22 protein-coding genes are annotated in these 25,234 nt (G+C 70.5%); 10 read left to right on the top strand and 12 right to left on the bottom strand.

The window, feature by feature from the left end; translation table 11 throughout:
• The first annotated feature begins 1 nt into the window (after window position 1).
• Window positions 2-439 carry a D-aminoacyl-tRNA deacylase gene (dtd, locus tag LZ017_RS00765; protein ID WP_241298137.1) on the top strand — a complete coding sequence of 146 codons (438 nt, stop codon included), beginning with the start codon at window positions 2-4 and terminating at the stop codon, window positions 437-439.
• 77 nt (window positions 440-516) lie between these two features.
• Entirely contained in the window at window positions 517-903 is a 387-nt protein-coding gene (locus LZ017_RS00760) for a VOC family protein (RefSeq protein ID WP_241298136.1), read from the top strand.
• A gap of 40 nt (window positions 904-943) precedes the next feature.
• Here the strand turns inward: LZ017_RS00760 and LZ017_RS00755 are convergent, their stop codons facing one another.
• Window positions 944-1,912, bottom strand: a complete 969-nt coding sequence (locus tag LZ017_RS00755; RefSeq protein ID WP_241298135.1) for a tripartite tricarboxylate transporter substrate-binding protein — start codon at window positions 1,910-1,912, stop codon at window positions 944-946.
• A gap of 119 nt (window positions 1,913-2,031) precedes the next feature.
• Between LZ017_RS00755 and LZ017_RS00750 the strand changes: the two genes are divergently transcribed.
• Window positions 2,032-2,418 (top strand): cupin domain-containing protein, encoded by a 387-nt coding sequence (locus tag LZ017_RS00750; protein WP_241298134.1) that lies wholly within the window; start codon window positions 2,032-2,034, stop codon window positions 2,416-2,418.
• A 19-nt stretch (window positions 2,419-2,437) separates the two neighbouring features.
• Here the strand turns inward: LZ017_RS00750 and LZ017_RS00745 are convergent, their stop codons facing one another.
• The 8 genes from LZ017_RS00745 to LZ017_RS00710 all read right to left on the bottom strand — a co-directional run bounded on the left by LZ017_RS00745 (window position 2,438) and on the right by LZ017_RS00710 (window position 11,244).
• Window positions 2,438-3,700 (bottom strand): phenylacetate--CoA ligase family protein, encoded by a 1,263-nt coding sequence (locus LZ017_RS00745; RefSeq protein WP_241298133.1) that lies wholly within the window; start codon window positions 3,698-3,700, stop codon window positions 2,438-2,440.
• Window positions 3,693-3,989, bottom strand: a complete 297-nt coding sequence (locus LZ017_RS00740) for a hypothetical protein (protein ID WP_241298132.1) — start codon at window positions 3,987-3,989, stop codon at window positions 3,693-3,695. Before LZ017_RS00740 ends, LZ017_RS00745 begins: the two co-directional genes overlap by 8 nt.
• A 109-nt stretch (window positions 3,990-4,098) precedes the next feature.
• The gene (locus tag LZ017_RS00735; protein WP_241298131.1) at window positions 4,099-4,905 is read right to left on the bottom strand and encodes an ABC transporter ATP-binding protein; all 807 of its coding nucleotides are present in this window, start codon (window positions 4,903-4,905) and stop codon (window positions 4,099-4,101) included.
• Window positions 4,906-5,032: 127 nt separating this feature from the next.
• Entirely contained in the window at window positions 5,033-6,352 is a 1,320-nt protein-coding gene (locus LZ017_RS00730) for an ABC transporter substrate-binding protein (protein WP_241298130.1), read from the bottom strand.
• 85 nt (window positions 6,353-6,437) lie between these two features.
• The gene (locus tag LZ017_RS00725) at window positions 6,438-7,502 is read right to left on the bottom strand and encodes a branched-chain amino acid ABC transporter permease (protein ID WP_241298129.1); all 1,065 of its coding nucleotides are present in this window, start codon (window positions 7,500-7,502) and stop codon (window positions 6,438-6,440) included.
• Between the two features lie 33 nt (window positions 7,503-7,535).
• Window positions 7,536-8,465 carry a branched-chain amino acid ABC transporter permease gene (locus tag LZ017_RS00720; protein WP_241298128.1) on the bottom strand — a complete coding sequence of 310 codons (930 nt, stop codon included), beginning with the start codon at window positions 8,463-8,465 and terminating at the stop codon, window positions 7,536-7,538.
• Window positions 8,466-8,500: 35 nt separating this feature from the next.
• Window positions 8,501-9,286, bottom strand: coding sequence for an ABC transporter ATP-binding protein (locus LZ017_RS00715; RefSeq protein WP_241298127.1), 786 nt, complete (start codon window positions 9,284-9,286; stop codon window positions 8,501-8,503).
• Window positions 9,287-9,300: 14 nt separating this feature from the next.
• The gene (locus tag LZ017_RS00710; protein WP_277604472.1) at window positions 9,301-11,244 is read right to left on the bottom strand and encodes an AMP-binding protein; all 1,944 of its coding nucleotides are present in this window, start codon (window positions 11,242-11,244) and stop codon (window positions 9,301-9,303) included.
• 251 nt (window positions 11,245-11,495) lie between these two features.
• Here LZ017_RS00710 and LZ017_RS00705 point away from each other — a divergent pair, with 251 nt between their 5' ends.
• A complete protein-coding gene (locus LZ017_RS00705; protein ID WP_241298125.1) occupies window positions 11,496-12,254 on the top strand; it encodes a Crp/Fnr family transcriptional regulator in 759 nt (252 codons plus the stop codon).
• Window positions 12,255-12,303: 49 nt separating this feature from the next.
• Here the strand turns inward: LZ017_RS00705 and LZ017_RS00700 are convergent, their stop codons facing one another.
• Together LZ017_RS00700 and LZ017_RS00695 are read right to left on the bottom strand one after the other, a co-directional pair.
• Window positions 12,304-13,230 (bottom strand): DUF3395 domain-containing protein, encoded by a 927-nt coding sequence (locus LZ017_RS00700; RefSeq protein ID WP_241298124.1) that lies wholly within the window; start codon window positions 13,228-13,230, stop codon window positions 12,304-12,306.
• Between the two features lie 113 nt (window positions 13,231-13,343).
• Window positions 13,344-13,934, bottom strand: coding sequence for a GNAT family N-acetyltransferase (locus LZ017_RS00695; RefSeq protein WP_241298123.1), 591 nt, complete (start codon window positions 13,932-13,934; stop codon window positions 13,344-13,346).
• Between the two features lie 155 nt (window positions 13,935-14,089).
• Here LZ017_RS00695 and imuA point away from each other — a divergent pair, with 155 nt between their 5' ends.
• The 6 genes from imuA to LZ017_RS00665 all read left to right on the top strand — a co-directional run bounded on the left by imuA (window position 14,090) and on the right by LZ017_RS00665 (window position 23,110).
• The gene (imuA, locus tag LZ017_RS00690) at window positions 14,090-14,899 is read left to right on the top strand and encodes a translesion DNA synthesis-associated protein ImuA (protein WP_241298122.1); all 810 of its coding nucleotides are present in this window, start codon (window positions 14,090-14,092) and stop codon (window positions 14,897-14,899) included.
• Window positions 14,862-16,175: a DNA polymerase Y family protein gene (locus LZ017_RS00685; RefSeq protein WP_241298121.1), complete on the top strand. Its 1,314-nt coding sequence runs from the start codon at window positions 14,862-14,864 to the stop codon at window positions 16,173-16,175. Before imuA ends, LZ017_RS00685 begins: the two co-directional genes overlap by 38 nt.
• A complete protein-coding gene (locus LZ017_RS00680) occupies window positions 16,172-19,447 on the top strand; it encodes an error-prone DNA polymerase (protein ID WP_241298120.1) in 3,276 nt (1,091 codons plus the stop codon). Before LZ017_RS00685 ends, LZ017_RS00680 begins: the two co-directional genes overlap by 4 nt.
• A gap of 107 nt (window positions 19,448-19,554) precedes the next feature.
• The gene (locus LZ017_RS00675) at window positions 19,555-21,000 is read left to right on the top strand and encodes a hypothetical protein (protein ID WP_241298119.1); all 1,446 of its coding nucleotides are present in this window, start codon (window positions 19,555-19,557) and stop codon (window positions 20,998-21,000) included.
• Window positions 21,001-21,088: 88 nt separating this feature from the next.
• Entirely contained in the window at window positions 21,089-21,952 is an 864-nt protein-coding gene (locus LZ017_RS00670; RefSeq protein WP_241298118.1) for a penicillin-binding transpeptidase domain-containing protein, read from the top strand.
• Window positions 21,953-22,072: 120 nt separating this feature from the next.
• Entirely contained in the window at window positions 22,073-23,110 is a 1,038-nt protein-coding gene (locus LZ017_RS00665) for a zinc-binding alcohol dehydrogenase family protein (RefSeq protein WP_241298117.1), read from the top strand.
• 48 nt (window positions 23,111-23,158) lie between these two features.
• On the opposite strand, the gene LZ017_RS00660 is transcribed toward LZ017_RS00665, so the two are convergent.
• On the bottom strand, window positions 23,159-25,153 hold the full coding sequence (locus tag LZ017_RS00660) for an SDR family oxidoreductase (RefSeq protein WP_241298116.1): 1,995 nt from the start codon (window positions 25,151-25,153) through the stop codon (window positions 23,159-23,161).
• Window positions 25,154-25,234: the final 81 nt, after the last annotated feature.

The following is a 25,234-nucleotide window of genomic DNA, read 5'->3' as shown; positions in this document are numbered from 1 at the left end:
CATGCTGGCCGTGCTGCAACGGGTGAAGGAGGCGCGCGTCGAAGTCGGCGCCGTCGTGACGGGCCGCATAGGCCCGGGGCTGCTGATGCTGGTCTGCGCGCAGCCCCAGGACGACGAGGCGGTGGCCGAGAAGCTGGTCGCCAAGGTGCTCAAGCTGCGCATCTTTTCGGACGAGGCCGGCAAGATGAACCGCAGCCTGCAGGACGTGGGCGGCGGGCTGCTGGTGGTCTCGCAGTTCACGCTGGCGGCCGACACCTCGGGCGGCAACAGACCCAGCTTCAGCGGCGCGGCGCCGGCCGAGCAGGGACGGCGGCTGTACGAGCATGTCGTCCGGCACGCGCGCGCGCTGCACCCCAGCGTCGAAACTGGGGAGTTCGGGGCCGACATGCAGGTCCATCTGGTCAACGACGGCCCGGTCACCATCCCGATCGCGCTCTGAACACCCCGCGGCGCGGCCGGCGGGCACTCTCATTGCCGGTGCAAGCCGGCCAACCCCTGATCTCCGGGAGCACATCCATGATCGAGTACATCACGCTGGGCAGCCAGAACCGCCAGGCCTCCAAGGCCTTCTACGACCAGGCGCTGGCGCCGCTGGGCCTGAAGGCCCGCTATGCCGACGACGAGATGGTGGGCTACGGCCCCGACCGCGAAGGCGCGCCAACGCAGCTGTGGATCTGCCAGCCCTACAACGGGCTGGACGCCAGCGCCGGCAACGGCAGCATGGTGGCGCTGAGCGCCGCGACCCGCGCCCAGGTGGACGCCACCCATGCCGCCGCGCTGGCCGCCGGCGGGCGCGACGAGGGCAAGCCGGGGCTGCGCAACTATGGCCCCAACTTCTACGCCGCCTACTTCCGCGATCCGGACGGCAACAAGCTGGCCGTGGTCTGCCGCGCGCCCGAGTAAGCGCGGTCGCCCGGCGCAGCCTCGCGGGCGGGCGTTCCGCTCAATCCGCGTACTGCCCGGCGGCCTTGATGATGGGCCCCCACTTGGCGATCTCGGCTTCGACGAACTTCTTGTGCTCGGCCGGGTTGACGCGCGCGTCGGTCACGATCACCGCGCCCAGCGCCTCCTGGCGCTTGTGAAAGTCGGCGTCCTTCAGCGCGGTCTTCAGCGCCGCATTGAGCTTGTCCAGCACCGCCTTGGGCGTGCCCTTGGGGGCGTACAGGCCGTGCCAGATGCTGACGTTGAAGCCCTTCAGCCCCACCTCGTCCAGCGTGGGCAGCTTGGCCAGCGCCGGCGTCGTCAGCCGCCTGGTGGTCGTGACCGCATAGGCCTTGACCTTGCCGGACTCGATCTGGCTGGTGGTGTTGGTGGTCTGGTCGCACATGAGGTCGACCTGGCCGCCGATCAGGTCGGTCATCGCCGGCGCCGTGCCCTTGTAGGGCACGGTGATCATGTCCACTTTCAGCGTGCTCTGGTACAGCAGCCCGCACAGGTGCGAGGCCGAGCCCAGGCCGGCGTTGGCCAGGTTGATCTTGCCCCGGTTCGCATCGATCCACTTGGACAGCTCGGCATAGCTGCCGGCCGGCATTGTGGGGCGGCCGATCAGCGTCATCGGCACCTCATTGATCATGCCCAGGTACTCGAAGTCGTCCAGCGTCTTGTAGCCCAGGTTGCGGTAGAGCGAAGGCGAGGTGGCCATGCTGACGTGGTGCAGCAGCAGCGTGTAGCCGTCGGCGGCGGCCTTGGACACGCGCGTCGCGCCCAGCGTGCCGCCGGCGCCGCCCACGTTCTCGATCACCAGCGTCGCGTTGAGCGGCTTGCGCATCGCCTCGGCCAGGTCGCGCGCCACTTTGTCGGTGGGGCCGCCCGCCGAGAAGGGCACGACGAGGGTCACCGGCTTCTCAGGGTAGTCCGCCCAGGCCGCGCCGCAGCTCAGCACGGCCAGCGCCGCCAGCAAGGTCTTCTTCATGACTTGTCTCCTGGTGTGTGGTGCTTGCAGCGCGCATGCTAGTGCGCTCTGGCATGCGGCGCACATCGGCAAATACGCGGGCAGGGTCTCGCCGCGGCGGCAGGCGCGAGAATCCCGTGATGGACCATCCCCCTCCCGCCATCCTCCGCCTTGGCCTGGCCCAGGGCCAACCGCAGCTCGACCAGCCGCGCCCCGACCGCCGCGTGCTCGGCGCTCCGCTGCGCCAGACCTGGACCGAGCACGAGGCCCAGGGCCTGAGCTGCGGTGTCTGGGCCTGCGAGCCCGGACGCTGGCGCATCGCCTTCGGCCCGCGCAAGCAGGAGTTCTTCCAGGTGCTGCAGGGGCGGCTGCGGCTGCACGAGCCCTCGGGCCGCTACACCGAGCTGGCGGCCGGCGACGCGGCGCTGATCCCGCCGGGTTTCGTCGGCGAGTTCGAGGTACTGGAGCCGGTGCGCAAGCACTTCGTGGTCCAGGAACTGCCGGACCCGGACGAAGGCCAGGAATGAACGGGCACGGCGGCGCCGTTCACTCGTAGCGGCGCGCGTCCTCGATCACCTTGCCATCGTTGGGCAGGCTGCCCGGCGCCACGAGCTGCACCTCGCCGCGCAGCTTGGTGACGTCGCGGATGCTGTCGGCCAGCGCCGCGGCCAGCCCATCGACCGCGGGGGCGGCGATTTCCACCTTCAGCGTCATGCGGTCGTTGGCCATCTCGCCTTCGACAACCAGGCGGCCGCGCCGCGCCTCGGGGTGACGGCGCAGGATCTCGGCGACCTGGCCGGCATGGACGAACATGCCGCGCACCTTGGCGCTCTGGTCGGCGCGGCCCATCCAGCCTTTGATGCGGCGGTTGGTACGCCCCGTGGGGCAGGCACCGGGCAGGATGGCCGACAGATCGCCGGTGCCGAAGCGGATCAGCGGATAGTCGGGATTCAGCGTGGTCACCACCAGTTCGCCGACTTCGCCGTCGGGCACCGGCTCGCCGCTGCCGGGCCGCACGATCTCGACGATCACGTCTTCGTCAATCACCAGCCCCTCTCGAGCGCGGGTCTCGTAGGCGATCAGCCCCAGGTCGGCGGTGGCATAGCACTGATAGCCCGCGATGCCGCGCTGGGCCAGCCAGTCGCGCAGCGAGGGCGGGAAGGCCTCGCCGCTGACCAGGGCCTTGGTGATGGTCAGGGGCTGGCCCTGCTCGGCCGCCTTGTCCACCATGATCTTCAAGAAGCTGGGCGTGCCGGCGTAGGCCTGCGGGCGCAGTTCCGCGACCGCCTGCAGCTGCAGCTCGGTGTTGCCCACGCCACCCGCGAACACGGTGCATCCGAGCGCATGCGCGCCGCCTTCCATCATCGCGCCGGCCGGGGTCAGGTGGTAGCTGAAGCTGTTGTGCACCAGCTCGCCGCCGCGCAGCCCCGCCGCATGCAGCGCGCGCGCCATGCGCCAGTAGTCCGGCGCTCGGCCCTCGGGTTCGTAAATGGTGCCCGGCGACTGGAACACCCGGCGCGCGCCGCCCGGGTGGCGCAGCCCCTGCCAGCCGATCGCGGCAAAGCCGCCGAAGGGGTCCTGCGCGCGCTGCGCCTGCTGGCGCGCCAGCAGCTCGCTCTTGCGCGTCACCGGCAGCCGGGCCAGCGCCTCGCGCGAGCGCACCTGCTGCGGATCGACATCGGCCAGCAGCTCGGCGAAGGCCGAGGTCTGGCGGCGCGCATGGGCCAGCTGGGTCGGCAGCGCGGCCATCAGCGCCGCCTCGCGCGCCTGCGGGTCGCGCGTCTCCAGGGCGTCGAAATACTCACTCATGGGCTTCACTCCAGCGGGACAAATCCCTCTTCACCTGGGCCACGAAATCACGCAACTGCGCGCTGTCCTTCAGCGTGCGCTCCACCCAGTCGGGCGAGCGCGCCGGCTTTCTGACCAGTGCCACCTTCAGCCGCTCGCCGTCCACCGCGGCGCGCACGATCGCGCTGCCGCGCTGTTCGAACACCCCCGCGCGCTCCACCAGCCCGAGCTCGCGCAGATCGCGCCGCAGCCGCTGCAGCGCCTCCTCCGGCTTGAAGGCCGGCAATGCAAAACCCCAGTCCTCGCTCATCACGGTCTCCCTCGCACCGCCACCCCGGTGCTGCTTCCATGGCTGGACAGAGCCATGTCGCCATGTCGCCATATCGCCGTGTCGCGGCCTCAGCCGGCACGGGCGCGGGTCAGGCCAGCCAGCGCTTGCGCCGCTTGTAGCTCTTCACGTCCTTGAAGCTCTTACGGTCGCCGCCGCCCATGCCCAGATAGAACTCGCGCACGTCCTCGTTCTCGCGCAAGGCCTGGGCCTCGCCGTCCATCACCACGCGGCCGCTCTCCAGGATGTAGCCGTAGTCGGCATAGCGCAGCGCCATGTTGGTGTTCTGCTCGGCGAGCAAAAAGGTCGTGCCTTCCTTGCTGTTGAGGTCTTTGACGATCTCGAACACCTCTTCGACGATCTGCGGCGCCAGACCCATCGAGGGCTCGTCCAGCAGCACCATCTTGGGATTGGCCATCAGCGCGCGGCCGATCGCGCACATCTGCTGCTCGCCGCCCGAGGTGTAGGCCGCCTGGCTGCCGCGGCGCGTCTTCAGCCGGGGGAAATAGTTGTAGACCTTCTCCAGCGTCTGCGCGACCGCGGCCTTGCCGTCCTTGCGGGTGTAGGCGCCGGTGAGCAGGTTCTCCTCGATGCTGAGGTGGGCGAAGCAATGCCGGCCTTCCATCACCTGCACCACGCCGCGCTCCACCATGGCCGAAGTGCTGAGCTGCTCGATGCGCTCGCCGCGCAGCTCGATGCTGCCCTTGGTCACCTCGCCGCGCTCGCCGGCCAGCAGGTTGGAGACGGCGCGCAGCGTCGTCGTCTTGCCCGCGCCGTTGCCGCCCAGCAGCGCCACCACCGAGCCCTCGCGCACCTGTAGCGACACGCCCTTGAGCACCAGGATCACGTGGTTGTAGATGACCTCGATGCCGTTGACGTTCAGAAGAATGTTGCTCATAGCTGTCCTTCGACTCAGGCGAACGCCGCGCGCGGCGCTCGACGGAGGACTCTTCGCGGAGAGTCCCCCTCCCCTCGGGGAGGGGACAGGGGTGGGAACGAAAGAAATTACGGAGTGAGGCCCGCCCTCAGGATTGGCAATCCGCCGGCGTGCGCCGCGTCAGCTTCTTGTCCGCCGCGTACTTGTCGGCGGCGGCCTTGATCAGCGGCTTGAGGATCTGTTCGTCGGCCTGGTACCAGTCGGAGCTGAAGTTCCACTTGCTGCCGTCCCAGGTGTGCACGCGCGCCCAGGTCGAACCCATGTGGTCCTGGCAGGAGGTGCTGATCGGCCGGATCACGCCGGTCAGGCCCAGCTTGTCCAGCGCCTTGGCGTCCAGCGCCAGGTTCTCCAGGCCCCAGCGCACCTGCTCGCTGTTCATGACCTTGCCCTTGCCGAAGCGCTCCTGCGCGCGGCGCACGGCCTCCACGCCCAATGCCTGGATGATCACGCCGCGGGTGTAGAGCACCGAGCCGACCTCGTCCTTGGGCCCCGTGCCCTGCCCCTTCTCATGGACGAACTTCAGGATGTCCTGGATCACCTTGGGCTGCTGGCCGGAGGTGTTCAGCGCCAGCGCGTGGTAGCCCTTGGCGCCCTCGCCCACGTCCTTGACGTCCGGCTCGGCGCCGGCCCACCAGACGCCGAACATCTTGTCGCGCGGATAGCCGGTGGCCTGGGCCTCCTTCAGCGCGGTGGAGTTCATCACGCCCCAGCCCCACAGCAGCACGTAGTCGGGGCGCTGCTGGCGCACCTGCAGCCAGGCCGACTTCTGCTCCACGCCCGGCGCGGTCACCGGGATCTTCACCAGCTCGAAGCCATGGGTGCGCGAACGCTCGTCCAGCAGCGGCATGGGTTCCTTGCCGAAGGGGCTGTCGTGGTAGACCAGCGCGATCTTCTTGCCCTTGAGCTTGTCCAGCCCGCCATTGAGCTTGCCGATGTGCTGGATCAGGATGTCCGCCGCGGTCCAGTAGCTGCCCATCAGCGGGAAGTTCCACTTGAACACGCCGCCGTCCTGGCTGGCCGCCAGGCCGTAGCCCAGCGTGATCAGCGGGATCTTGTCGGTCTGCACCTTGTCGGTCAGCGCGAAGGTGATGCCGGTGGCCTGCGGGTCGAACAGCGTGTTGGTCTTGCCCTTCAGGCGCTCGTAGCACTCCACGCCCTTGTCGGTGGCGTAACCGGTCTCGCATTCTTCGTAGGCCAGCTTGACGCCGTTCACGCCGCCGTCGCGCGCGTTGACCATCTTCAGGTAATCCTGCTTGCCGTTGGCCCAGGGCGTGCCGTTGGGCGCATAGGGCCCGGTGCGGTAGACCAGCAGCGGGAAGAACTGCTCCTTGGCCTGGGCCTGGGCCGACCCCGTGCCGGCGACGCTCAGGAGGGAGAGAACCGAGAGGACCAGTGCTTTCAACTTCATGTCTGTCTCCTTGTTGGGCTGGTGGTGCCGCTGTCTGTGTTGAAGTGAAGAGAACGCGTGGAGAAGGGAGGAGCGCCCGAAGGCCTCAGTGCGGGAAAGGCCACAGGCGCAGCTTCTCCTTGGCCGTGGACCACAGCCGGGCGATGCCGTGCGGTTCGACGATCAGGAAGAAGACAATCAGCGCGCCGAAGATCATGTAGGTCAGGTGCGAGGCCAGCGCGGTGTCGATCGGGATGCCCAGCCAGTACGGCAGGCTGTCCAGCAGGATGGGCAGCACGACGATGAAGGCGGCACCGAAGAAGCTGCCCATGATGGAGCCCAGGCCGCCGATGATGACCATGAACAGCAGCTGGAAGGAGCGGTCGATCGAGAACGCCGCCGGCTCCCACGAGCCCAGGTGCACGAAGCCCCACAACGCGCCGGCCACGCCGACGATGAAGCTGCTGACCGCAAAGGCGCTGAGCTTGGCGTGCACCGGCCGGATGCCGATCACCGCGGCGGCCACGTCCATGTCGCGCATCGCCATCCAGCTGCGGCCGATGTGGCCGCGCACCAGGTTCTTCGCGCCCAGCGCGAACAGCGTGATGAAGCTCAGGCAGAGCAGGTACTTCTGCACCGGCGTTTCCACCGGCAGCCCGAAGGCGCTCAGGTTGGACACGCTGACCGAGCCCGACGAGGAGTCGTGGGTCAGCCACTTGATGCGCAGAAAGGCCCAGTCGCAAAAGAACTGCGCCGCCAGCGTGGCCACCGCCAGGTAGAGCCCGCGAATGCGCAGCGACGGGATGCCGAAGAACACCCCCACCACCGTCGACGCCAGCCCGCCCAGCAGGATGGCGATCACCGGCGGCATGCCGTCCACGCGCACCAGGAAGTTGTAGGCCGCATAGGCCCCCACGGCCATGAAGCCGCCCGTGCCCAGCGAGATCTGCCCGCAGTAGCCGACCAGGATGTTCAGCCCCAGCGCCGCCAGCGACAGGATCAGGAAGGGAATGAAGATCGCGCGCAGCAGGTACTCGTTGGCCATCAGGGGCACGCCGACGAAGGCCACCGCGATCAGGGCCAGGATGGCCCAGCGGTCCTGCGCGATCGGGAAGATCTGCTGGTCCGCGCGGTAGCTGGACTTGAACTGGCCGTTCTCACGGTAGAGCATGGTGTTCTCCTTGTTCTTGCGCCCTGCGCGGGGTCACACGCGGTCGATGATCTTCTCGCCGAACAGCCCCTGCGGACGCACGAACAGGAAGACCAGCGCCAGCGCGTAGGCAAACCAGATCTCGATGCCGCCGCCCAGCAGCGGGCCGATGTAGATCTCCGACAGCTTCTCGCCCACGCCGATCACCAGCCCGCCCAGGATCGCGCCGGGCACCGAGGTCAACCCGCCCAGGATCACCACCGGCAGCGCCTTCAACGCCACCAGCGACAGCGAGAACTGCACGCCCAGCTTGGAGCCCCAGATGATCCCCGCCACCAGCGCGACGAAGCCGGCCACGCTCCAGACAATGACCCAGATGCGCGACAGCGGAATGCCGATGGACTGCGCGGCCTGGTGGTCGTCGGCCACCGCGCGCAACGCGCGGCCGGTGCCGGTGTACTGGAAGAACAGCGTCAGCGCCGCGACCAGGCCGGCCGCGATCAGCGCCGCGGCGAGGTCTTCCTGGTTGACCAGCACGCCGCCCGGGAAAACGCTCTCGAACAGGAACAGCGGGTCCTTGGGCAGACCCACGTCGATCTTGTAGATGTCCGAACCGAACAGGGTCTGGCCAAAGCCGTCGAGGAAATAGGTGATGCCCAGCGTGGCCATCAGCAGCGTGATGCCCTCCTGGTTGACCAGCTTGGAGAGCACCAGGCGCTGCACCGCCCAGGCCACCGCCACCATCAGCGCCATCGCCACGACGATGGCCAGCAGGTTGACCGCCAGCTTGCCCTGCAGCCCCGTCCACTGCGGGATCCATTCGGAGAAGCGCGCCATCGCCAGCGCGGCGAACAACACCATCGCGCCCTGCGCGAAATTGAACACGCCCGAGGCCTTGAAGATCAGCACAAAGCCCAGCGCGACCAGCGAATACAGCATGCCCGTCATCAGGCCGCCGATCAGGGTCTCAAGAAAGAATCCCATTTGGTGTCTACCCCCGGTTCGTCACGCTCGTCGCGTCAGTGGGACGTGCCCAGATAGGCGCGGATCACATCCTCGTTGCTGCGCACCTCGTCGGGCGCGCCGTCGCCGATCTTCTTGCCGTAGTCCAGCACCACGACGCGGTCGGAGATGTCCATCACCACGCCCATGTCGTGTTCGATCAGCACGATGGTGGTGCCGAACTCGTCGTTGACGTCCAGGATGAAGCGGCACATGTCCTGCTTCTCCTCGACGTTCATGCCCGCCATCGGCTCGTCCAGCAGCAGCACCTGCGGCTCCATCGCCAGCGCGCGGCCCAGGTCCACACGCTTTTGCAGGCCATAGGGCAGCCGCCCCACCGGCACCTTGCGGTAGGCCGGGATCTCGAGGAAGTCGATGATGCGCTCGACCTTCTCGCGCTGAAGCGTCTCCTCGCGCTCGGCCGCGCCCAGGCGCAGCGCCTGCTGGAAGAGATTGGTCTTCATGCGCAGGTTGCGGCCGGTCATGATGTTGTCCAGCACGCTCATGCCCTTGAACAAGGCCAGGTTCTGGAAGGTGCGCGCCACGCCCATCTCCGCCACCTGGCGCGAATTCATGTGCTTGAAGGTTTGGCCACGGAAGGTGATCGAGCCCTGCTGCGGCTGGTAGACGCCGTTGATGCAGTTCAGCATCGAGCTCTTGCCCGCGCCGTTGGGGCCGATGATGGAACGGATCTCGTGCTCGCGCACGTTGAAGCTGATGTCGGTCAGCGCCTTCACGCCGCCGAAGGACAGCGAGATGTTCTGCACGTCCAGGATGACGTCGCCGATCTTCTTGGTGCTCATGTCCCAGGTCCTGCTCAGGCGGCCCGCACGGCGGCGGCCGGGAAGGTCTTGGCGTCGACGATCTTCAGGTCCGCCGACACCTTGCCGGAGCGCCCGTCCTCGAACTTCACCGCGGTCTCGATGAACTGCGAGCTCCTGCCGCCGTACAGCGCGTCGATCAACACCGCGTACTTCTCGGCGATCGCGCCGCGGCGCACCTTGCGCGTGCGGGTCAGCTCGCCGTCGTCGGCGTCCAGTTCCTTGTGCAGCACCAGGAAGCGGGTGATCTGGCTGCCCGCCAGCAGGCCGTCCTGCGCCAGGTCGGCATTGACCTTTTCGACGCACTCGCGGATCAGCTCGTAGACCTCGGGCTTGGCCGCCAGGTCGGTGTAGCCGGCATAAGGCAGGTTGCGCCGCTCGGCCCAGTTGCCCACCGCGTCGAAGTCGATGTTGATGAAGGCGCAGACGCGGTCGCGCCGGTCGCCGAAGGCCACCGCCTCCTTGATGTGCGGGAAAAACTTGAGCTTGTTCTCCACGTACTTGGGCGCGAACATCGCGCCGTCGTTGGCGCCGCCCTGGATGCGGCCCACGTCCTTGGCCCGGTCGATGATCTTCAGATGGCCCTGCGCGTCGAGGAAGCCGGCGTCGCCGGTGTGGTACCAGCCGTCGGCGGTCAGCACCTCGGCGGTGGCCGCGTCGTTCTTGTAATAGCCCTTGAGCAGGCCGGGCGAACGCACCAGGATCTCGCCGCTGTCGGCCAGGCGGATCTCCACGCCGGCGATGGGCACGCCCACGGTGTCGGCCTTGGCCTCGTGGTCGGGCTGCAGGCAGACGAAGACCGCGGTCTCGGTCGACCCGTAGAGCTGCTTCAGATTGATGCCGATGGAGCGGTAGAAGCTGAACAGGTCCGGCCCGATCGCCTCGCCCGCCGTGTAGGCCACGCGCACCCGCGAGAAGCCCAGCGTGTTGCGCAGCGGGCCGTAGACCAGCAGCCTGCCCAGCGCGTACTTCACCCGGTCCAGCGCCCCGACCGGGCGGCCGTCCATCAGCGCCGGTCCGACGCGGCGCGCCAGGTCCATGCAGCGCTTGAACAGCCAGCGCTTGGGCGCCGCGGCATCCTCCATGCGGATCATCACGCTGGTCAGCAGCCCCTCGAACACCCGCGGCGGCGCGAAGTAGTAGGTCGGCCCGATCTCTTTCAGGTCGATGGTCACCGTGCTGGCCGACTCCGGGCAATTCACCACATAGCCGCAGGCCAGCCACTGCGCGTAGCTGAAGATGTTCTGGCCGATCCAGGCCAGTGGCAGGTAGGCCAGCACCTCTTCGTTCGACGTCAGCTTGTCGAACTGGGCCCCGGCCTGCGCGCGATCGATCAGCGTGCGGTGGGTGTGGACCACGCCCTTGGGATTGCCCGTGGTGCCCGAGGTGAAGAACATCGCCGCGACGTCGTCCGGGCGCAGCGCCGCCACCCATTCGTCGAACAGCTGCGGATGGGTCTTGGCCTCCACCTCGCCGGAAGCGATCAGCGCGTCCAGCGGATGCAGGCCCTGCTCGTCGTAGTTGCGCAGCCCGCGCGGATCGTCGTACCAGATCTGCGCCAGCAGTGGGCACTGCTCGCGAATCTCCAGCAGCTTGTCGACCTGCTCCTGGTCCTCGACGATGGCGAAGGCCACCTCGGCGTTGTTCAGCGGGTACACGAATTCCGCAGCCACCGCGTCCTGGTAGAGCGGCACCGGGATCGCGCCCAGGCTCTGGGCCGCGAGCATGCAGGCATACAGCCGCGGCCGGTTCTCGCCGACGACGATCAGATGCTGGCCGCGCTGCAGGCCGGCCTGGTGCAGGCCATGGGCCAGCGCGCAGGTCATGCGCGCCAGATCGGCCCAGCTGAGCGTCTGCCAGATGCCGTATTCCTTTTCCCGCAGCGCGGCGGCCTGCGGGCGCTGGCGGGCATGGGCCAGCAGCAATCCGGGGAAGTGCATCTCCACCGTCGTCTCCTTTGCAGCTCTGCGCAGTGGAAGCCCACTGCCGGCTTGTTTGAGACGCATGCTAGGCGCGAGCATTGACGTCATGTTGTCAATGCAAAGACATTCTAGGGTTGATACCGAGGCTGGTTTTCCCCAGCCCTTCGCGTCAGCGCCATGTCAAGCCAGGCGGCGATGAACGAGCCCTGTACGTCGCAGATGTCGCGCCCATCGGCAGGCGCGGCCCGCGAGACCCGACAGAGGCAGTCATGAACACCAGCCATTCCGCACCCTTGTCATCGTCCATCCCGGCGCTGCTGCCGCTGCGCCAGCGCGCCCGCGCGGCCACGGCGGTGGAACTGTCCGCCATCCCCTGGCTGGCAGTGCTGGAGCCGGCGCAGCGCATGCGCGTCGGTGCCCAGCTGCAGGTGGCCGAAGCGCAGGTGGGCGAACGCATCTGCCGCGTCGGCAAGACCGCGAACTTCTGGTTCGGCGTCGTCGACGGGCTGCTGAAGATGAGCAACGACGACAGCGTCGCGCGCCCCATCACCTTCACCGGCGTGCCGCCCGGCGGCTGGTTCGGCGAGGGCACGCTGCTCAAGCGCGAGGCTTACCGCTACAACATCCAGGCCCTGCGCCGCAGCGTGGTCGCGGGCCTGCCGCTGGAGAGCTTCCACGAGCTGCTGGAGACGAGCATCGCGTTCAACCGCTATGTGCTGAACCAGCTCAACGAACGGCTGGGGCAGTTCATCGCAGCGCGCGAAATCGACCGCCAGTCCGACCCCGACCTGCGCGTGGCGCGCAACCTCGCCGCGCTGTTCCACCCACAGCTCTATCCCGGCGTCGGCGGGCTCTTGCGCATCACGCAGCAGGAGCTGGGCCTGCTCGTGGGCCTGTCGCGCCAGCGCGTCAACGAGGCGCTGAAGCACCTGCAGCAGGCGCGGCTGATCGCCGTGGAATACGGCGGCCTGCGCGTGCTGGATCTGGACGGCCTGCGCCGCTTCCCGCAGCACCAGCCGCCGGCTTGAAAAAAAGCCCGCGCTCCCGCGCGGGCCTTGGCACGACCTGCCGGCGCGCTCAGGGCAGGCGCAGCCAGTCGCCTTCGTTGACGCTCACCTGCTGGCTGCGGCCATTGCCGAGGCGATAGCGGATCCACAGGGTCTTGTTCTCGCCACGCGCCGGATCGCCGCCGGCCAGGTCGTTGTCCACGCGCGCCTCGAAGCGCGGGCCGCGCACCAGGGACTGCAGCCGCGCCGTCACGTCCATGCTGTGCCGTCCGATGCCATAGGTGGCCTGCAGGATCTGCAGCTCGCCATAAGGCATGGGCGTCTGCGGCTGATCCACCACGGAGCCACCCCAGCCACCACGCGCGGAGAACAGGCGGCCGTCCACCGTCGCGCCCTCGGGGTATTCGAAGATGCGCGTCTGGCCATCGCGGCCGCGCGCCTCGATGCGCAGCACCTTGTTGCGTCCGCGGTCGGGGTCGCCGCCCAGCGTGTCATTGGCGGCGCTGAAGCCGCCGTCGCGGCGCACCAACTCCATCACGCGGCCGGTGACGTCCATCTGCCGCCGCGAGGTGCCATAGCTGGCGGAGATCACCGCGTAGTAGCCCTCATCGCGGCCGCCGTGATGCCAGCCGCCGTCGTCGCCGTCCGGCCGCGCCCAGGCGGTGAAGCGGTCGCCGTCGATGCGGTTGCCCTCGCGGTATTCGAAGTTGCGCATGCGGCCATGGCGGTCGGTGGCCTGGATCACCAGCGTCTTCCACTGGCCCGGGGCCGGATCGCCGCCGAGCATCTCGTTGCTGACCTGGAAGCGGCGGTCCTGGCGCACCAGTTCGCGCAGCCGGCGCGTCACGTCCATCGACTGTTCGCCGGCGCCGTACCAGGCCCTCACCACGCGGTAGTCGCCGTCATCGTCGCCATCGTGGTCGCGCGCCGAGGCAAGACCTGTCACCGCCAGCAGCAGCACCAACCCAATCGCCCGAAGTACGCGTGATGTCCACATGGACCTCTCCTTGTTGTTGTCCAGGCCCCACAACGTTCGACATCGGACGCCAGAGGACAGCCGGAACGCCTCGATACAAGCGCGCGGCGCACAGCGCCCTCGCGCCGGCCGGATCAGGCGCCGAAAGCGGTGGGCGCAGGCGCCCCCGCCGCGACGCCGGCGCGCTCCTGGTAGAGCGCCGCCTGGATCTCGTACACCAGGCTGGCCGGCTCGCCCGGAACGTCGGCCACCGAGCCGGTCAGATGCAGGCCCAGCCGCTCCAGCGTGCGCCGCGACGGCACATTGGCCGGCCTCACGATGGCCTGCACCCGCGGCACCTGCAGATGCTCGAAGGCCAGTTGCAAGGCCGCCAGCCCCATCTCCGACGCATAGCCCAGCCCCCAGGCACGCGGCCGGAAGCGAAAGTACAGATGCGGTGCCGTGGCCGAGGCCGCACCGCCATGGCGCAAGCCGCCAAACCCCAGCACCTCGTCGGGCGCCTCGCGCAGCGCGATGGCCCAGTAACCCCAGCCGCGCTGCTGCCAGTGCTGCATCCAGTCCTGCAGCAGCGCCGCGGCGGCCTCGCGCGAAGCCATGGGCGCGCCGGGGCTGAAACGATGGGCGATCGGGTCGGCATGGATGGCCAACACCGAGTCCAGATCCGCTTCGACGGGCGCACGCAGCTGAAGACGCGGGCAGTCGGGGCACTGCCAGGGATAGCTCATGGAGTTCTTGCAGGGAGTTGGTGTCGATTATGCAGATTTGGTCGTTTTCACCTAGTACAAACCCTTAATCCCGACGCAATCGCTGACCAACGGTTCTGATGGGGCGACATGCGCCCAATCTTGTGCAAGCAACTGTGTTTTTATACAGTTATCTCATGTCCCCGTCTTCCATGCCTTGCGCCGACACCTCGGCGCCCAATGCCCAGGCCGCCTGCGATCAGCTGCTGGCCCAGGACGCCCGCCTGTGGCGGGCCGCCCAGCTGGGCCGCGGCGACGCGCCCTGCTGGCCCAGCGGCTTCGCCGCGCTGGATGCCGAGCTGCCCGGCGGCGGCTGGCCCACCCAGGGGCTCAGCGAAATCCTGCAGGCCCAGGCCGGCCTGGCCGAATGGCGGCTGCTGGGCCCGGCACTGGCGCGGCGCGCTGGCAAGCCGCTGCTGCTGATCCAGCCCCCCATGGCGCCTCATCCGGCAGGCCTGCGCGAGCTGGGCCTGCTGGCGCACGAGTGCCTCTGGCTACGCCCCGAGCAGCCGCAGCAGGCGTTGTGGTGCACCGAGCAGGCCATACGCTCCAATGCCGCGCTGGTGCTGGCCTGGCTGGACCGCGCGCGGCCCGATCAATTGCGCCGGCTGCAGAGCGCCGCGCAGGACTGCAGCAGCCCGGTCTTCCTCTTTCGGCCGCTCGCGGCGCAGGCCCAATCCTCCGCGGCCGTGCTGCGCCTGGAACTGGCCCCGGACGCGCAGGCGCCGGCCGCCCTGCGGTTGCGCCTGATCAAGCGCCGCGGGCCGCCGCACGAAGGCTGGCTGCGCCTGGCCGCGCTGCCCCAGGCCCTGGCGCAGCGCCTGCCCGCCCGGCTGCTGGAGCGCGGCCTGGCCGTGGCGCCGCCGCAGCCCCCCGTTCCGCTCTCGCCCGCCCTGCCCCGTCCCGACCATGAAGCCCTCCGCCTGCTGGCTGGCGCTGCTGGCTGAACCGCCCGCACACGAAGACCCGGGCCTGGCCTGGTGGGCGCTGCAGTTCACGCCGCGCGTCGCCCGGCTGGAAGAGGCCGTGCTGCTGGAACTCTCCGGCAGCCTGCGCCTGTTCGGCGGCCTGCGGCGCCTGAACCGCCGCATCCGCGACGAGGGCCGCGCGCTGGGGCTGCGGCAGCTGGCCTGGGCGCCCAATCCGCGCGCCGCGCTGGCGCTGGCGCGCCACGGCGTCACCAACGGCCTGCAGCAACCGCTGGCGCCGCTGCTCGACGCGCTGCCGCTGGCGGCGCTGGACGCGGCCCGCCCCCATCTGCCCATGCTGGCCCGGCTGGGCTGCCGCCGCCTGGGCCAGCTGCGCGCGCTGCCGCGCAGCGCCCTGGGCCGGCGCTTCGACGAGGCCCTGCTGCTGGCGCTGGACCAGGCCTACGGGCTGCGCACCGAAGCGCTCGCCTGGGTGGAGCTGCCCGAGCGCTTCGAGGCGCGACTGGAGCTGCCCTTCCGCGTCGAGCAGGCCCAGGCCCTGCAGGGCCATGCGCAGGCGCTGCTGCAGCAGCTCTGCGCCTGGCTCACCGCGCGCCACGCCGGCCTGCGCCGCCTGACGCTGCACTGGCTCCACGACGCCATGCGCGCGCGCGACGTCGGCCCCGGCGGCGCGCTGGAGCTGGCCACCGCCGAACCCACGCGCGATCTGCGCCACCTGTCGCGCCTGCTGGGCGAGCATCTGGCGCGCCTCAGCCTGCCGGCGCCGGTGGCCGAACTGTCCTTGCGCGCGCTGGACATCCTGCCGCTGCCCGCCCCGGGCGCCAGCCTGCTGGCCGAGGATCGCCTGCAGCCCCGCGAGGCCCTGCACCAGCTGCTGGAGCGCTTCGCGCTGCGCCTGGGCGAGACGCGCGTGCTGGTCGGCCATGCGCGCGAAGACCACCGCCCCGAGCGCATGACCGACTGGCAGCCCTGGGACAGCCAGCGGCCCGAGCGCGTGCTGCGCCCCGGCCCGGCCGCGCTGCGCGCCCGCCCCGCCGCGACGCCGCAGCCCGCGTGGCGGCTGGACCCGCCGCTGCGCCTGGCGCTGCGCGGCGAGCAGCCGCTCTACCAGGGACCGCTGCAACGCCTGGCCGGCCCGCAGCGCCTGGAGACCGGCTGGTGGGACCAGCATCCCGCGCCGCAGCGCGACTACTACCTGTTTCGCAACGCGCAGGGCGCGCTGCTGTGGATCTACCGCGAGCGCCTGCAGGCCGGGGAGCGCCCGGCCTGGTTCCTGCAAGGGGTGTTCGGATGAGCGGCCCGGCCACGGGCCTGCCCGCCTATGCCGAGCTGCACGCGCTGTCCAGCTTCAGCTTTCTGCGCGGCGCCTCCCAGCCCGAGGAGCTGGTGCGGCGCGCCGACGCGCTGGGCTATGCCGCGCTGGCGATCACCGACGAATGCTCGCTGGCCGGCGTGGTGCGCGCCCATGCCGAGCTGCGCCGCATGGCCGCCGAGGCCGAGGCGGCGGACCGCGCGCCACCCGCGCTGCGCCTGCTGATCGGCAGCGAGTTCCTGGTCCACGCCGACCCCGCGGACGGCGTGGGCGCGCCGGCCTGGGCGCCGTTCCGCCTGCTGCTGATCGCGCGCAACAAGAACGGCTACGGCAACCTCTGCGAGTTCATCACCCGGCTGCGCCGCGCCTCCAGCACCAAGGGCCAGTACCGGCTGCTACGCAGCCAGATCCGGGCCCAGGACCTGGCGGACTGCGTGGCCATCCTCAAGCCGCTGCGTCCGGGCCTGGCCACGGGCGACGGCGGCGACGAGCAGATGCTCGACCATGCGCACTGGCTGCTGGGCCTGGCGCTGGGGCGCGCCTGGATCGGCGTCACGCTGCTGCGCGAGCTGGACGACGAGCGCTGGCTGCAGCGGCTGCAGGCCCTCTCCGAGGCCAGCGCGCTGCCGCTGCTGGCCTGCGGCGACGTGCAGATGCACCTGCGTTCGCGCAAGCCCCTGCACGACGTGATGAGCGCGACCCGCCTCAACCGGCCCGTGGCCGAATGCGGCGAAGACCTCGCGCCGCAGGCCGAGCAGCACCTGCGCAGCCGGCTGCGCCTGGCCCAGCTCTACCCGCCCGAGCTGCTGGCGCAGAGCGTGGTGGCCGCCGCGCAATGCGATTTCTCGCTGGACGAGCTGCGCTACCACTACCCCGACGAGGTCGTGCCCGCCGGGCGCACGCCGGCCGGGCACCTGCGCGCGCTGACCGCGCAGGGCGCGGCGCGGCGCTGGCCCGACGGCGTGCCGCCGCCGTGGCAGGCGCGCATCGAGCACGAACTCGCGCTGATCGAGGAGATGCGCTACGAGCACTACTTCCTCACCGTGGCCGACATCGTCGCCTACGCGCGCAGCATCGGCATCCTGTGCCAGGGCCGCGGCTCGGCGGCCAACAGCGTGGTCTGCTACTGCCTGCACATCACCGCGGTGGACCCGGCGCGCAGCACCCTGCTGTTCGAGCGCTTCATCAGCCGCGAACGCGCCGAGCCGCCCGACATCGACGTGGACTTCGAGCACGAACGCCGCGAGGAGGTGATCCAGTACCTCTACGCCAAATACGGCCGCGATCGCGCCGCGCTGGCCGCCACCGTGATCAGCTACCGGCCGCGCAGCGCGATCCGCGACGTCGGCAAGGCGCTGGGCCTGGGGGAGGCCCTGGTGGAGCGCCTGGCCGCCGAGCACAACGGCTGGTCCACGCAGTCCCTGCCCGACGACCGCATGGCCGAGCTGCAGCAGGAACTGGGCCTCGATGCGCAGGACCTGCGCCTGCGCCAGCTCGTCGAGCTGAGCCGCCAGCTGCTGGCCATGCCGCGCCACCTGAGCCAGCATGTGGGCGGCTTCGTGCTGACGCGCGGGCCGCTGTCGCGCCTGGTGCCCATCGAGAACGCCGCGATGCCCGACCGCACCGTGATCCAGTGGGACAAGGACGACCTGGACAGCGTGGGCCTGATGAAGGTGGACGTGCTCGCGCTGGGCATGCTCAGCTGTCTGCGCCGCTCGTTCGAGTTCTACCGCCAGTGGCGCGGCCGCGCGATCGAGCTGGCCGACGTGCCCGAGGGCGATCCACCCACCTACGACATGATCTGCGCCGCCGACACCATCGGCGTGTTCCAGATCGAGAGCCGGGCGCAGATGTCCATGCTGCCGCGCCTGCGCCCGCGCAACTTCTACGACCTCGTCGTCGAGGTCGCCATCGTGCGCCCCGGCCCCATCGAGGGCGGCATGGTCCACCCCTATCTGAAGAACCGCGAGCGCGCGCGGCGCGGCGAGCCCATCGACCATCCACCGGGCCTGGAGCCGGCGCTGGAGCGCACCTTCGGCGTGCCCATCTTCCAGGAACAGGTGATGCAGGTGGCGATGATCGCCGCCGGCTTCAGCGCCGGCGAGGCCGACCAGCTGCGCCGAGCGATGGCGGCCTGGAAACGCCCCGGCGACCTGCAGCGCTTCCACGACAAGATCGTCAGCGGCATGCGCGAGCGCGGCTACGAGGACGAATTCGCCCAGGCCATCTTCCGCCAGATCAAGGGCTTCGCGTCCTACGGCTTTCCGGAGTCGCATGCCGCCAGCTTCGCGCTGCTGACCTATGTCTCCAGCTGGATCAAATGCCACGAGCCGGCGATCTTCCTCGCCGCGCTGCTGAACTCGCAGCCGCTGGGCTTCTACACCCCCGCCCAGCTGGTGCAGGACGCGCGCCGCCATGGCGTGCGGGTGCGCGCGGCCGACGTGTCGCACAGCGCGCACGACTGCACACTGGAAGCGCCCGGGCCGCAGGACATGGCCCAGCCCGGCCCGCGCGCCGCCACGGGCCCGCGGGGCGACCCGGGTCAGCCGGTGGTGCGCCTGGGGCTGCGCCTGGTCAGCGGCCTGTCCGCCGCGGCCATCCGGCGCGTGGTGGACGCGCGCGCCGAGCGGCCCTTCGTGGATGCGCAAGACCTGGCCCTGCGCGCGGGCCTCGGCCAGCGCGAGATGCAGCAGCTGGCCGCGGCCGACGCGCTGAGCTCGCTGGCCGGCCACCGCCGCCAGCAGGTCTGGCAGGCCAGCGCGCAGCGCCGCCAGGGCGACCTGCTGCATGGCGCCGACGCGCCGGAGGAGGCCGTCGCGCTGCCCGAGGCGAGCGAGGGCGAGGCCGTGGTCTGGGACTATGCCGCGCTGGGCCTGACGCTGCGCCAGCATCCGCTGGCCCTGCTGCGCGAGACCCTGGCCGCGCGCGGCCTGCGCGGCTCGCAGGAACTGCGGGCCTGGCGCAGCGGCCGGCCCGCGGCGGCCTGCGGCCTGGTCACCGTGCGCCAGCGGCCGCAGACGGCCAAGGGCACGCTGTTCATCTCGCTGGAAGACGAGCACGGTTCGGTGCAGGTCATCGTCTGGCGCCAGGTCTACGAGCAGCATCGCTCGGTGATCCTGCATGCGCGCCTGCTCGCGGTCTGGGGCGAATGGCAGCGCGGCGACGGCGATGTCTGCCACCTGCTGGCGCGCCGCTTCGAGGACCTGACGCCGCTGCTGGGGCGGCTGCGCGTGGACAGCCGCGACTTCCACTAGCCCCGCCGGCGCGCGCCGGCGTAACAGCGGTTACGCCAACCCGTCCGCCGCGCACGCATCCCCTGCCGGACAATGCCGCATCGCTTCCCCCGGCTGCACGAATGAGGATGAAGGTCGACCTGGTCCCGCAGGGCCTGCTGCTGGATGGCAGCCTGTTGCGCAATGCGCTGCTGCCGCGCCTGCTCGCGGCCCTGCTCCAAGCGCATGCCCAGGGCGGCGCGCGACCACAGGCCGCCTGCAGCCGCGCCGAGCTGCGCGAGCGCATCGTCGGCCTGCCCGAGCTGCACCGCACCCAGCTGTGGCGCGCGCTGAATCTCCTGCAGAGCAGCGCGCTGGCCGGGCTGGTCTGCAGCCGCACGCTCAGCAGCGGCCCCTTCTGGCTGGACGAGGCGCGGCTCGCGCAATGCCGCTTCCTGCTCCAGGGGCAAGACCTGACCCCGGCGCGCCGCGATCGCGCGCTGGCCGCCTGGCTGGGCCAGCACGAACCGCCCGGCGGCGAACCGGACGCGGCGCCGCCGCTGCCGCTGGCCTATGTGGATGGGCTGGCGCGCGCCGACCATCTGCTGGAGCGCGGCGAGCTCTACCCGGCGCGGCTCGCGCTGCGGCATGCCGCCGAGCACCTGCCCGCGCGCGACGATTCCGCCGCCGCGGCGCTGGCGCTGCGGCGCGCCCGCATCGCGCGCCGCCTGGGCGACTGGGCGGCGCTGCAGGACGAGCTGCGCGCGCTGCGCCAGGGCGTGGAACGCGGCCGGCTGCCCGAGGGCGAACGCGCCCAGCTGCGCCTGCGCAGCCTGGTGCTGGAGGCCTGGCACCGCTACGGCAGCCTGGGCCAGCCCGCCGCCGCGCTGCGCCACCTGGACACGGCCGGGCCGCCGCTGCTGGCGCAGGACCCGGCGCTGCGCGGCGAGGTGGCCAATCTGCGCGGCCTGGCGCTGCGCGAGCTGGCGCTGGCGCGCCGCGATGCCGCGCTCGCCGAACAGTCGCTGCAGGCGCTGGAGCAGGCCCTGCGCTGCGCCTCGCTGGCGGGCCTGCCGGACGCGCTGCAGATCGCCGCCGCCAACCTCGCCAACAGCCTGGCGCAGCTGCTGGAGGCGGGCCTGCTGGCCGGCTCGGCGCGCGCGCCGGACCTGGCGCAGGCGCTGCGCTGGCTGCTGCTCAGCGACGCCGTCTGCGCGCGCTGGCAGCTGGGCCGTCACTCGCTGCTCAACACCGTGTTCCTGCTGCGCCTGGCCGAGGCCAATGCCCTGCCCTTTGCGCGCGTCGCCGCCGCGGCCGCCGCCCAGGGCCAGCCGCTGCAGGCCGAGGGCTATGCCGCACTGGCCGCGCAGCGCTGGGCGCAATGCCGCGCGGTGCATTCGCAGATCCCGGTGGAGCAGCGCTGCGCCTTCTTCCTGATGTGGGCCCGCCATGCCCAGCGCGATGGCGACCCGCTCAGCGCCGCCGACCTGGCACGCCAAGTCGCGTTGCAGGCACGCAAGCTGCGCGACGCGGCCACGCGCGAACGCTACCGGCAGGAGCTGCAGCGCCTGCGTCTGCTGCCGCAACGCGCGTAACGTCGCTTCGCGGCCCGCGCGGCGCCAGGGCCGCGCAGACTGCCGGCTGTCGCGGTCCACGGACCGCTCACCCAAGGAGGAACACCCCATGACCGACCGTCTCACCCGCCGGCTCGCCACGGCGCTGCTCTGCGGCGCCGCGCTGGCCGCCAGCCTCGGCCCCGTCGCGCACGCCGAGGAAGCCCCCGTGGCCCAGGAACGCCTGGAAACCCGCCCCGCGCTCGCTCGCGCCTTCGAACGGCTGGACACGCGCGGCGTGGTCCTGCTGATGGACGAGGGGCGCTGGATCGCCAGCGACGCGCCGCGCGCCTTCGAGCGCTTCCTGCCCGCGTCCACCTTCAAGATCCCGAGCACGCTGATCGCGCTGGAGAGCGGCGTGACCGAGGGCCCCGAGACGGTGTTCCGCTGGGACGGCCAGAAGCGCTGGCTGGACGACTGGAACCGCGACCAGACCCTGGTGTCGGCCTTCCGCGTCTCGGCGGTCTGGGTGTTCCAGGACATCGCGCGGCGCGTGGGCCAGCCGCGCATGCAGCAGTTCCTCTACGACTTCCGCTATGGCAACGCCATCGCCGGCCCGGTGGCGGACCGCTTCTGGCTGGACGGCGCGCTGCGCATCTCGGCGGTGGAGCAGATCGACTTCCTGCGCCGCCTCAACGAGGGCCGGCTGGCGCTGTCCGAACGCGCCTGGCCGCGCGCCAAGGCGGTGATGCTGCGCGACGAGGGCCCGGGCTGGAAGCTCTATGCCAAGACCGGCTGGGCCGACGCGCCCAAGCCGGCGATCGGCTGGTACGTGGGCTGGCTGGAGCATGGCGAGGGGCTGCGGCGGCGCAGCTACTTCGCGCTGAACATGGACATGACCCGCGCGGAACTGGGGCCGCAGCGCGAAGCCATCGTGCGCGCCGCGCTGCGCGAGATGGGCTGGCTGCCGGCGGCCGCCGAGGGCAAGCCCTGACCCCCGGCGCGCGGCGATTTTCAAAATCCCGTTGAAACTCAAACGCCCGGCCGGCCCTTCAACGCCGGGCGCGCGGCGGCCACGATAGAGGCCTCTCCTGTCCTCCTGAAAGGCCCCGCCATGAAAGCCGTCGGCTACTACGCCTCCCATCCCATCGAGCATCCCGAGTCCCTGCTGGACCTGGAGCTGCCCGCGCCCGAGCCGGGCCCGCTGGATCTGCTGGTGGAGGTCCGCGCCAGCGCGGTCAACCCGCTGGACACCAAGGTGAGGCGCCGCCGCGCCAGCCCCGATGGCCGCACGCCGGTGGTGACCGGCTGGGACGCGGTGGGCGTGGTGCGCGCCATGGGCGCCCAGGTGCGCGGCTTCGCGGTCGGCGACCGCGTCTGGTATGCCGGCGCGATCGACCGTCCGGGCAGCCATGCGCAGCTGCAGTGCGTGGACCACCGCATCGCGTCGCGCGCGCCGGCCAGCCTGGACGACGCCCAGGCCGCGGCGCTGCCGCTGACCGCGATCACCGCCTGGGAGCTGCTGTTCGACCGCCTGCAGGTGCAGCAGCAGCCGCAGCGCGAGGTGGCGCTGCTGGCCACCGGCGCGGCCGGCGGCGTGGGATCCATCCTCGTGCAGCTGGCGCGCAGCCAGCCCCATCTGCGCGTGGTGGCCACCAGTTCCGACCCGCAGGGCGCCGGCGGCGACTGGCTGCGCCGGCTGGGCGCGCAGGTGGTGATCAGCCACCGCGAGCCGCTGGCCGCGCAGATCGCCGAGCTGCAGCGCACCCAGGGGCTGCCGCCGCTGCGCTATGCCGCCAGCCTCACGCACACGCCGCAGCACTTCGCCGAGCTGGTCGCTGCGCTGGAGCCGCAGGGGCGTCTGGGCCTGATCGACGACTTCGAGCCGCAGGCGGTCGACGTGATGGCGCTCAAGGGCAAGGCGCTGTCGCTGCACTGGGAGATGATGTTCGCCCGCCCGCTGCACCAGACCCACGACCTGGCCGAGCAGGGCCGCCTGCTGGCCGAGGTGGCGCGCCGCATCGATGCCGGCGAGATCGCGAGCACGCTGGGCCAGAACCTCGGCCCCATCAACGCCGCCAACCTGAAGAAGGCGCATGCCCTGCTGGAAGGCGGACACACCCAGGGCAAGCTGGTGCTGCAGGGGTTCTGACCCGCCCCGGGGCCTGCCGCCGCGCGCGGCCCCCCCGGGGGCCTCCGCTCAGAAGTGGATGCCGCGCATCATCTGCTGCAGCGCGATCGCCTCGGGCGACAGCTGGGGGCGGCCGCCCTTGTCGCCCTTGGCCGCGTCGCTGTCGGGGAACATGCGGAAGCTGGTGTTCATCACGATCTGCGCCACGCGCGGCACCAGCGCATGCAGCAGTTCGCCGAACACGCCCAGGCGCGTCGCGATGCGCACCGGCTTTTCGATGCAGGCCTGCGCGATCATGTCGGCGGCCTCCTCCGGGCTGAGCGTCGGCACGTTGTTGTAGATCTTGGTGGGCGCGATCATGGGTGTGCGCACCAGCGGCATGTTGATGGTCGTGAAGGTGATGCCCTGGTCCGCGAACTCGCTGGATGCGCAGCGCGTCCAGGCATCCAGCGCCGCCTTGGAGGCCACATAGGCCGAGAAGCGCGGCGCGTTGGTCAGCACGCCGATGCTGGAAATGTTGACCACATGGCCGCGGCGCTTGGCCACCATGCCGGGCAGCAGGCCCATGGTGACGCGCAGGCAGCCGAAGTAGTTCAGCTGCATGGTGCGCTCGTAGTCGTGGAAGCGGTCGTAGCTGGACTCGATGGCGCGGCGGATCGAACGGCCGGCGTTGTTGACCAGGAAGTCCACGCCGCCGAATTCCTGCTGCAGCCAGTCGACCAGCGCCTGGCAGCTCTCCTCGCTGGCGATGTCCGCCGAATGGCTGTGCACCTGCGCGTCCTTGCCGGCGCGCGCGCGGATCTCCTTCACCGCGTCGGCCAGCTTGTTCTCGTCGCGGGCGCAGATCACGGTGATGGCGCCGGCCTCGGCGAACTTCATCGCCGCGGCCAGGCCTATGCCCGAGGAGCCGCCGGTCACCAGCACCACCTTGCCGCCCACGGCGCCGCGCAGGCTGCGGTCGATGAACAGCGCCGGGTCCAGGTGGCGCTCCCAGTAGTCCCACAGCCGCCAGGCGTAGTCGTTCAGGTTGGGGCAGGCGATGCCCGAGCCCTTCAGCGCCGCGCTGGTCTCGCGGCAGTCGAAGCGGGTGGGATAGTTGACGAAGGTCAGCATGTCCTCGGGCAGGCCCAGATCCTTCATCACCGCGTGGCGGATGCGGCGCACCGGCGCGATCGCCATCAGGCCCTTCTTCACGCTCTTGGGAATGAAGCCCAGCAGCGCGGCGTTGACGAACAGGTTCATCTTGGGCGCATGCGCGGCCTTGGAGAAGATGTCCAGCACGTCGCCGACGCGGTAGCCCACCGGGTCCACCAGGTGGTAGCAGCCGCCGCCCTTCTCGACGCGGTGGCTGATGTGGTCCAGCGCGGCGACGACGAAGTCCACCGGCACGATGTTGACGCGGCCGCCCTCCAGGCCGATGGACGGCATCCACGGCGGCAGGATCTGGCGCATGCGCTGGATCAGCTTGAAGAAGTAGTAGGGGCCGTCGATCTTGTCCATCTCGCCGGTGGCGGAATCGCCCACCACCATGGCCGGGCGGTAGACCGTCCAGGCGCCCTTGCACTCCTTGCGCACGATCTTCTCGGACTCGTGCTTGGTCATGAAATAGGGATGATCGAGGTTCTCGGCCTCGTCGAACATGTCCTCGCGGAACACGCCCTCGTACAGCCCGGCCGCGGCGATGGACGAGACATGGTGGAAATGCCCCGCGTCGATCGCGCGCGCGAACTCCACGGCATGGCGCGTGCCTTCGATGTTGACCTCCACCTGGGTGTCCGCCGCGGCGCCCAGGTCGTAGACCGCGGCGAGGTGGTAGACATGGTCGATGCGGCCCTTGAGCGCCTTCAGATCGTCGCCGGCCACGCCCAGCTTGCGCGCGCGCAGATCGCCGAACACCGGGATCGCGCGCGTCTTGCCGACGCCCCAGTAGGCCAGCAGCTCGGGCAGCTTGGCCTGGCTCTCCTCGCGCAGCAGGAAGTAGACCGTGCTGCCCCTGCGCGCCAGCAGTTTCTTGACCAGACGCTTGCCGATGAAGCCGGTGGCTCCGGTGACGAAATACTGCATGCACGCCTCCTGCTCGTTGCTGTGTTCGAGGGTCCGCTCAGCGCGAGGGCCCGGCTGGATTCTTGACCATGCGCCGCGGCT

Origin of the sequence: Pelomonas sp. CA6 (assembly GCF_022549225.1) — a bacterium.
GTDB lineage: Bacteria > Pseudomonadota > Gammaproteobacteria > Burkholderiales > Burkholderiaceae_C > Roseateles.
This window is presented reverse-complemented; position numbering and strand designations above follow the sequence as displayed.

Bases quoted from the DNA above. Each gene is read 5' to 3' on its own strand.
- dtd (WP_241298137.1), top strand. From the start codon at position 2: ATGCTGGCCGTGCTGCAACGGGTGAAGGAGGCGCGCGTCGAAGTCGGC.
- LZ017_RS00760 (WP_241298136.1), top strand. From the start codon at position 517: ATGATCGAGTACATCACGCTGGGCAGCCAGAACCGCCAGGCCTCCAAG.
- LZ017_RS00755 (WP_241298135.1), bottom strand. From the start codon at position 1,912: ATGAAGAAGACCTTGCTGGCGGCGCTGGCCGTGCTGAGCTGCGGCGCG.
- LZ017_RS00750 (WP_241298134.1), top strand. From the start codon at position 2,032: ATGGACCATCCCCCTCCCGCCATCCTCCGCCTTGGCCTGGCCCAGGGC.
- LZ017_RS00745 (WP_241298133.1), bottom strand. From the start codon at position 3,700: ATGAGTGAGTATTTCGACGCCCTGGAGACGCGCGACCCGCAGGCGCGC.
- LZ017_RS00740 (WP_241298132.1), bottom strand. From the start codon at position 3,989: ATGAGCGAGGACTGGGGTTTTGCATTGCCGGCCTTCAAGCCGGAGGAG.
- LZ017_RS00735 (WP_241298131.1), bottom strand. From the start codon at position 4,905: ATGAGCAACATTCTTCTGAACGTCAACGGCATCGAGGTCATCTACAAC.
- LZ017_RS00730 (WP_241298130.1), bottom strand. From the start codon at position 6,352: ATGAAGTTGAAAGCACTGGTCCTCTCGGTTCTCTCCCTCCTGAGCGTC.
- LZ017_RS00725 (WP_241298129.1), bottom strand. From the start codon at position 7,502: ATGCTCTACCGTGAGAACGGCCAGTTCAAGTCCAGCTACCGCGCGGAC.
- LZ017_RS00720 (WP_241298128.1), bottom strand. From the start codon at position 8,465: ATGGGATTCTTTCTTGAGACCCTGATCGGCGGCCTGATGACGGGCATG.
- LZ017_RS00715 (WP_241298127.1), bottom strand. From the start codon at position 9,286: ATGAGCACCAAGAAGATCGGCGACGTCATCCTGGACGTGCAGAACATC.
- LZ017_RS00710 (WP_277604472.1), bottom strand. From the start codon at position 11,244: ATGCACTTCCCCGGATTGCTGCTGGCCCATGCCCGCCAGCGCCCGCAG.
- LZ017_RS00705 (WP_241298125.1), top strand. From the start codon at position 11,496: ATGAACACCAGCCATTCCGCACCCTTGTCATCGTCCATCCCGGCGCTG.
- LZ017_RS00700 (WP_241298124.1), bottom strand. From the start codon at position 13,230: ATGTGGACATCACGCGTACTTCGGGCGATTGGGTTGGTGCTGCTGCTG.
- LZ017_RS00695 (WP_241298123.1), bottom strand. From the start codon at position 13,934: ATGAGCTATCCCTGGCAGTGCCCCGACTGCCCGCGTCTTCAGCTGCGT.
- imuA (WP_241298122.1), top strand. From the start codon at position 14,090: ATGTCCCCGTCTTCCATGCCTTGCGCCGACACCTCGGCGCCCAATGCC.
- LZ017_RS00685 (WP_241298121.1), top strand. From the start codon at position 14,862: ATGAAGCCCTCCGCCTGCTGGCTGGCGCTGCTGGCTGAACCGCCCGCA.
- LZ017_RS00680 (WP_241298120.1), top strand. From the start codon at position 16,172: ATGAGCGGCCCGGCCACGGGCCTGCCCGCCTATGCCGAGCTGCACGCG.
- LZ017_RS00675 (WP_241298119.1), top strand. From the start codon at position 19,555: ATGAAGGTCGACCTGGTCCCGCAGGGCCTGCTGCTGGATGGCAGCCTG.
- LZ017_RS00670 (WP_241298118.1), top strand. From the start codon at position 21,089: ATGACCGACCGTCTCACCCGCCGGCTCGCCACGGCGCTGCTCTGCGGC.
- LZ017_RS00665 (WP_241298117.1), top strand. From the start codon at position 22,073: ATGAAAGCCGTCGGCTACTACGCCTCCCATCCCATCGAGCATCCCGAG.
- LZ017_RS00660 (WP_241298116.1), bottom strand. From the start codon at position 25,153: ATGCAGTATTTCGTCACCGGAGCCACCGGCTTCATCGGCAAGCGTCTG.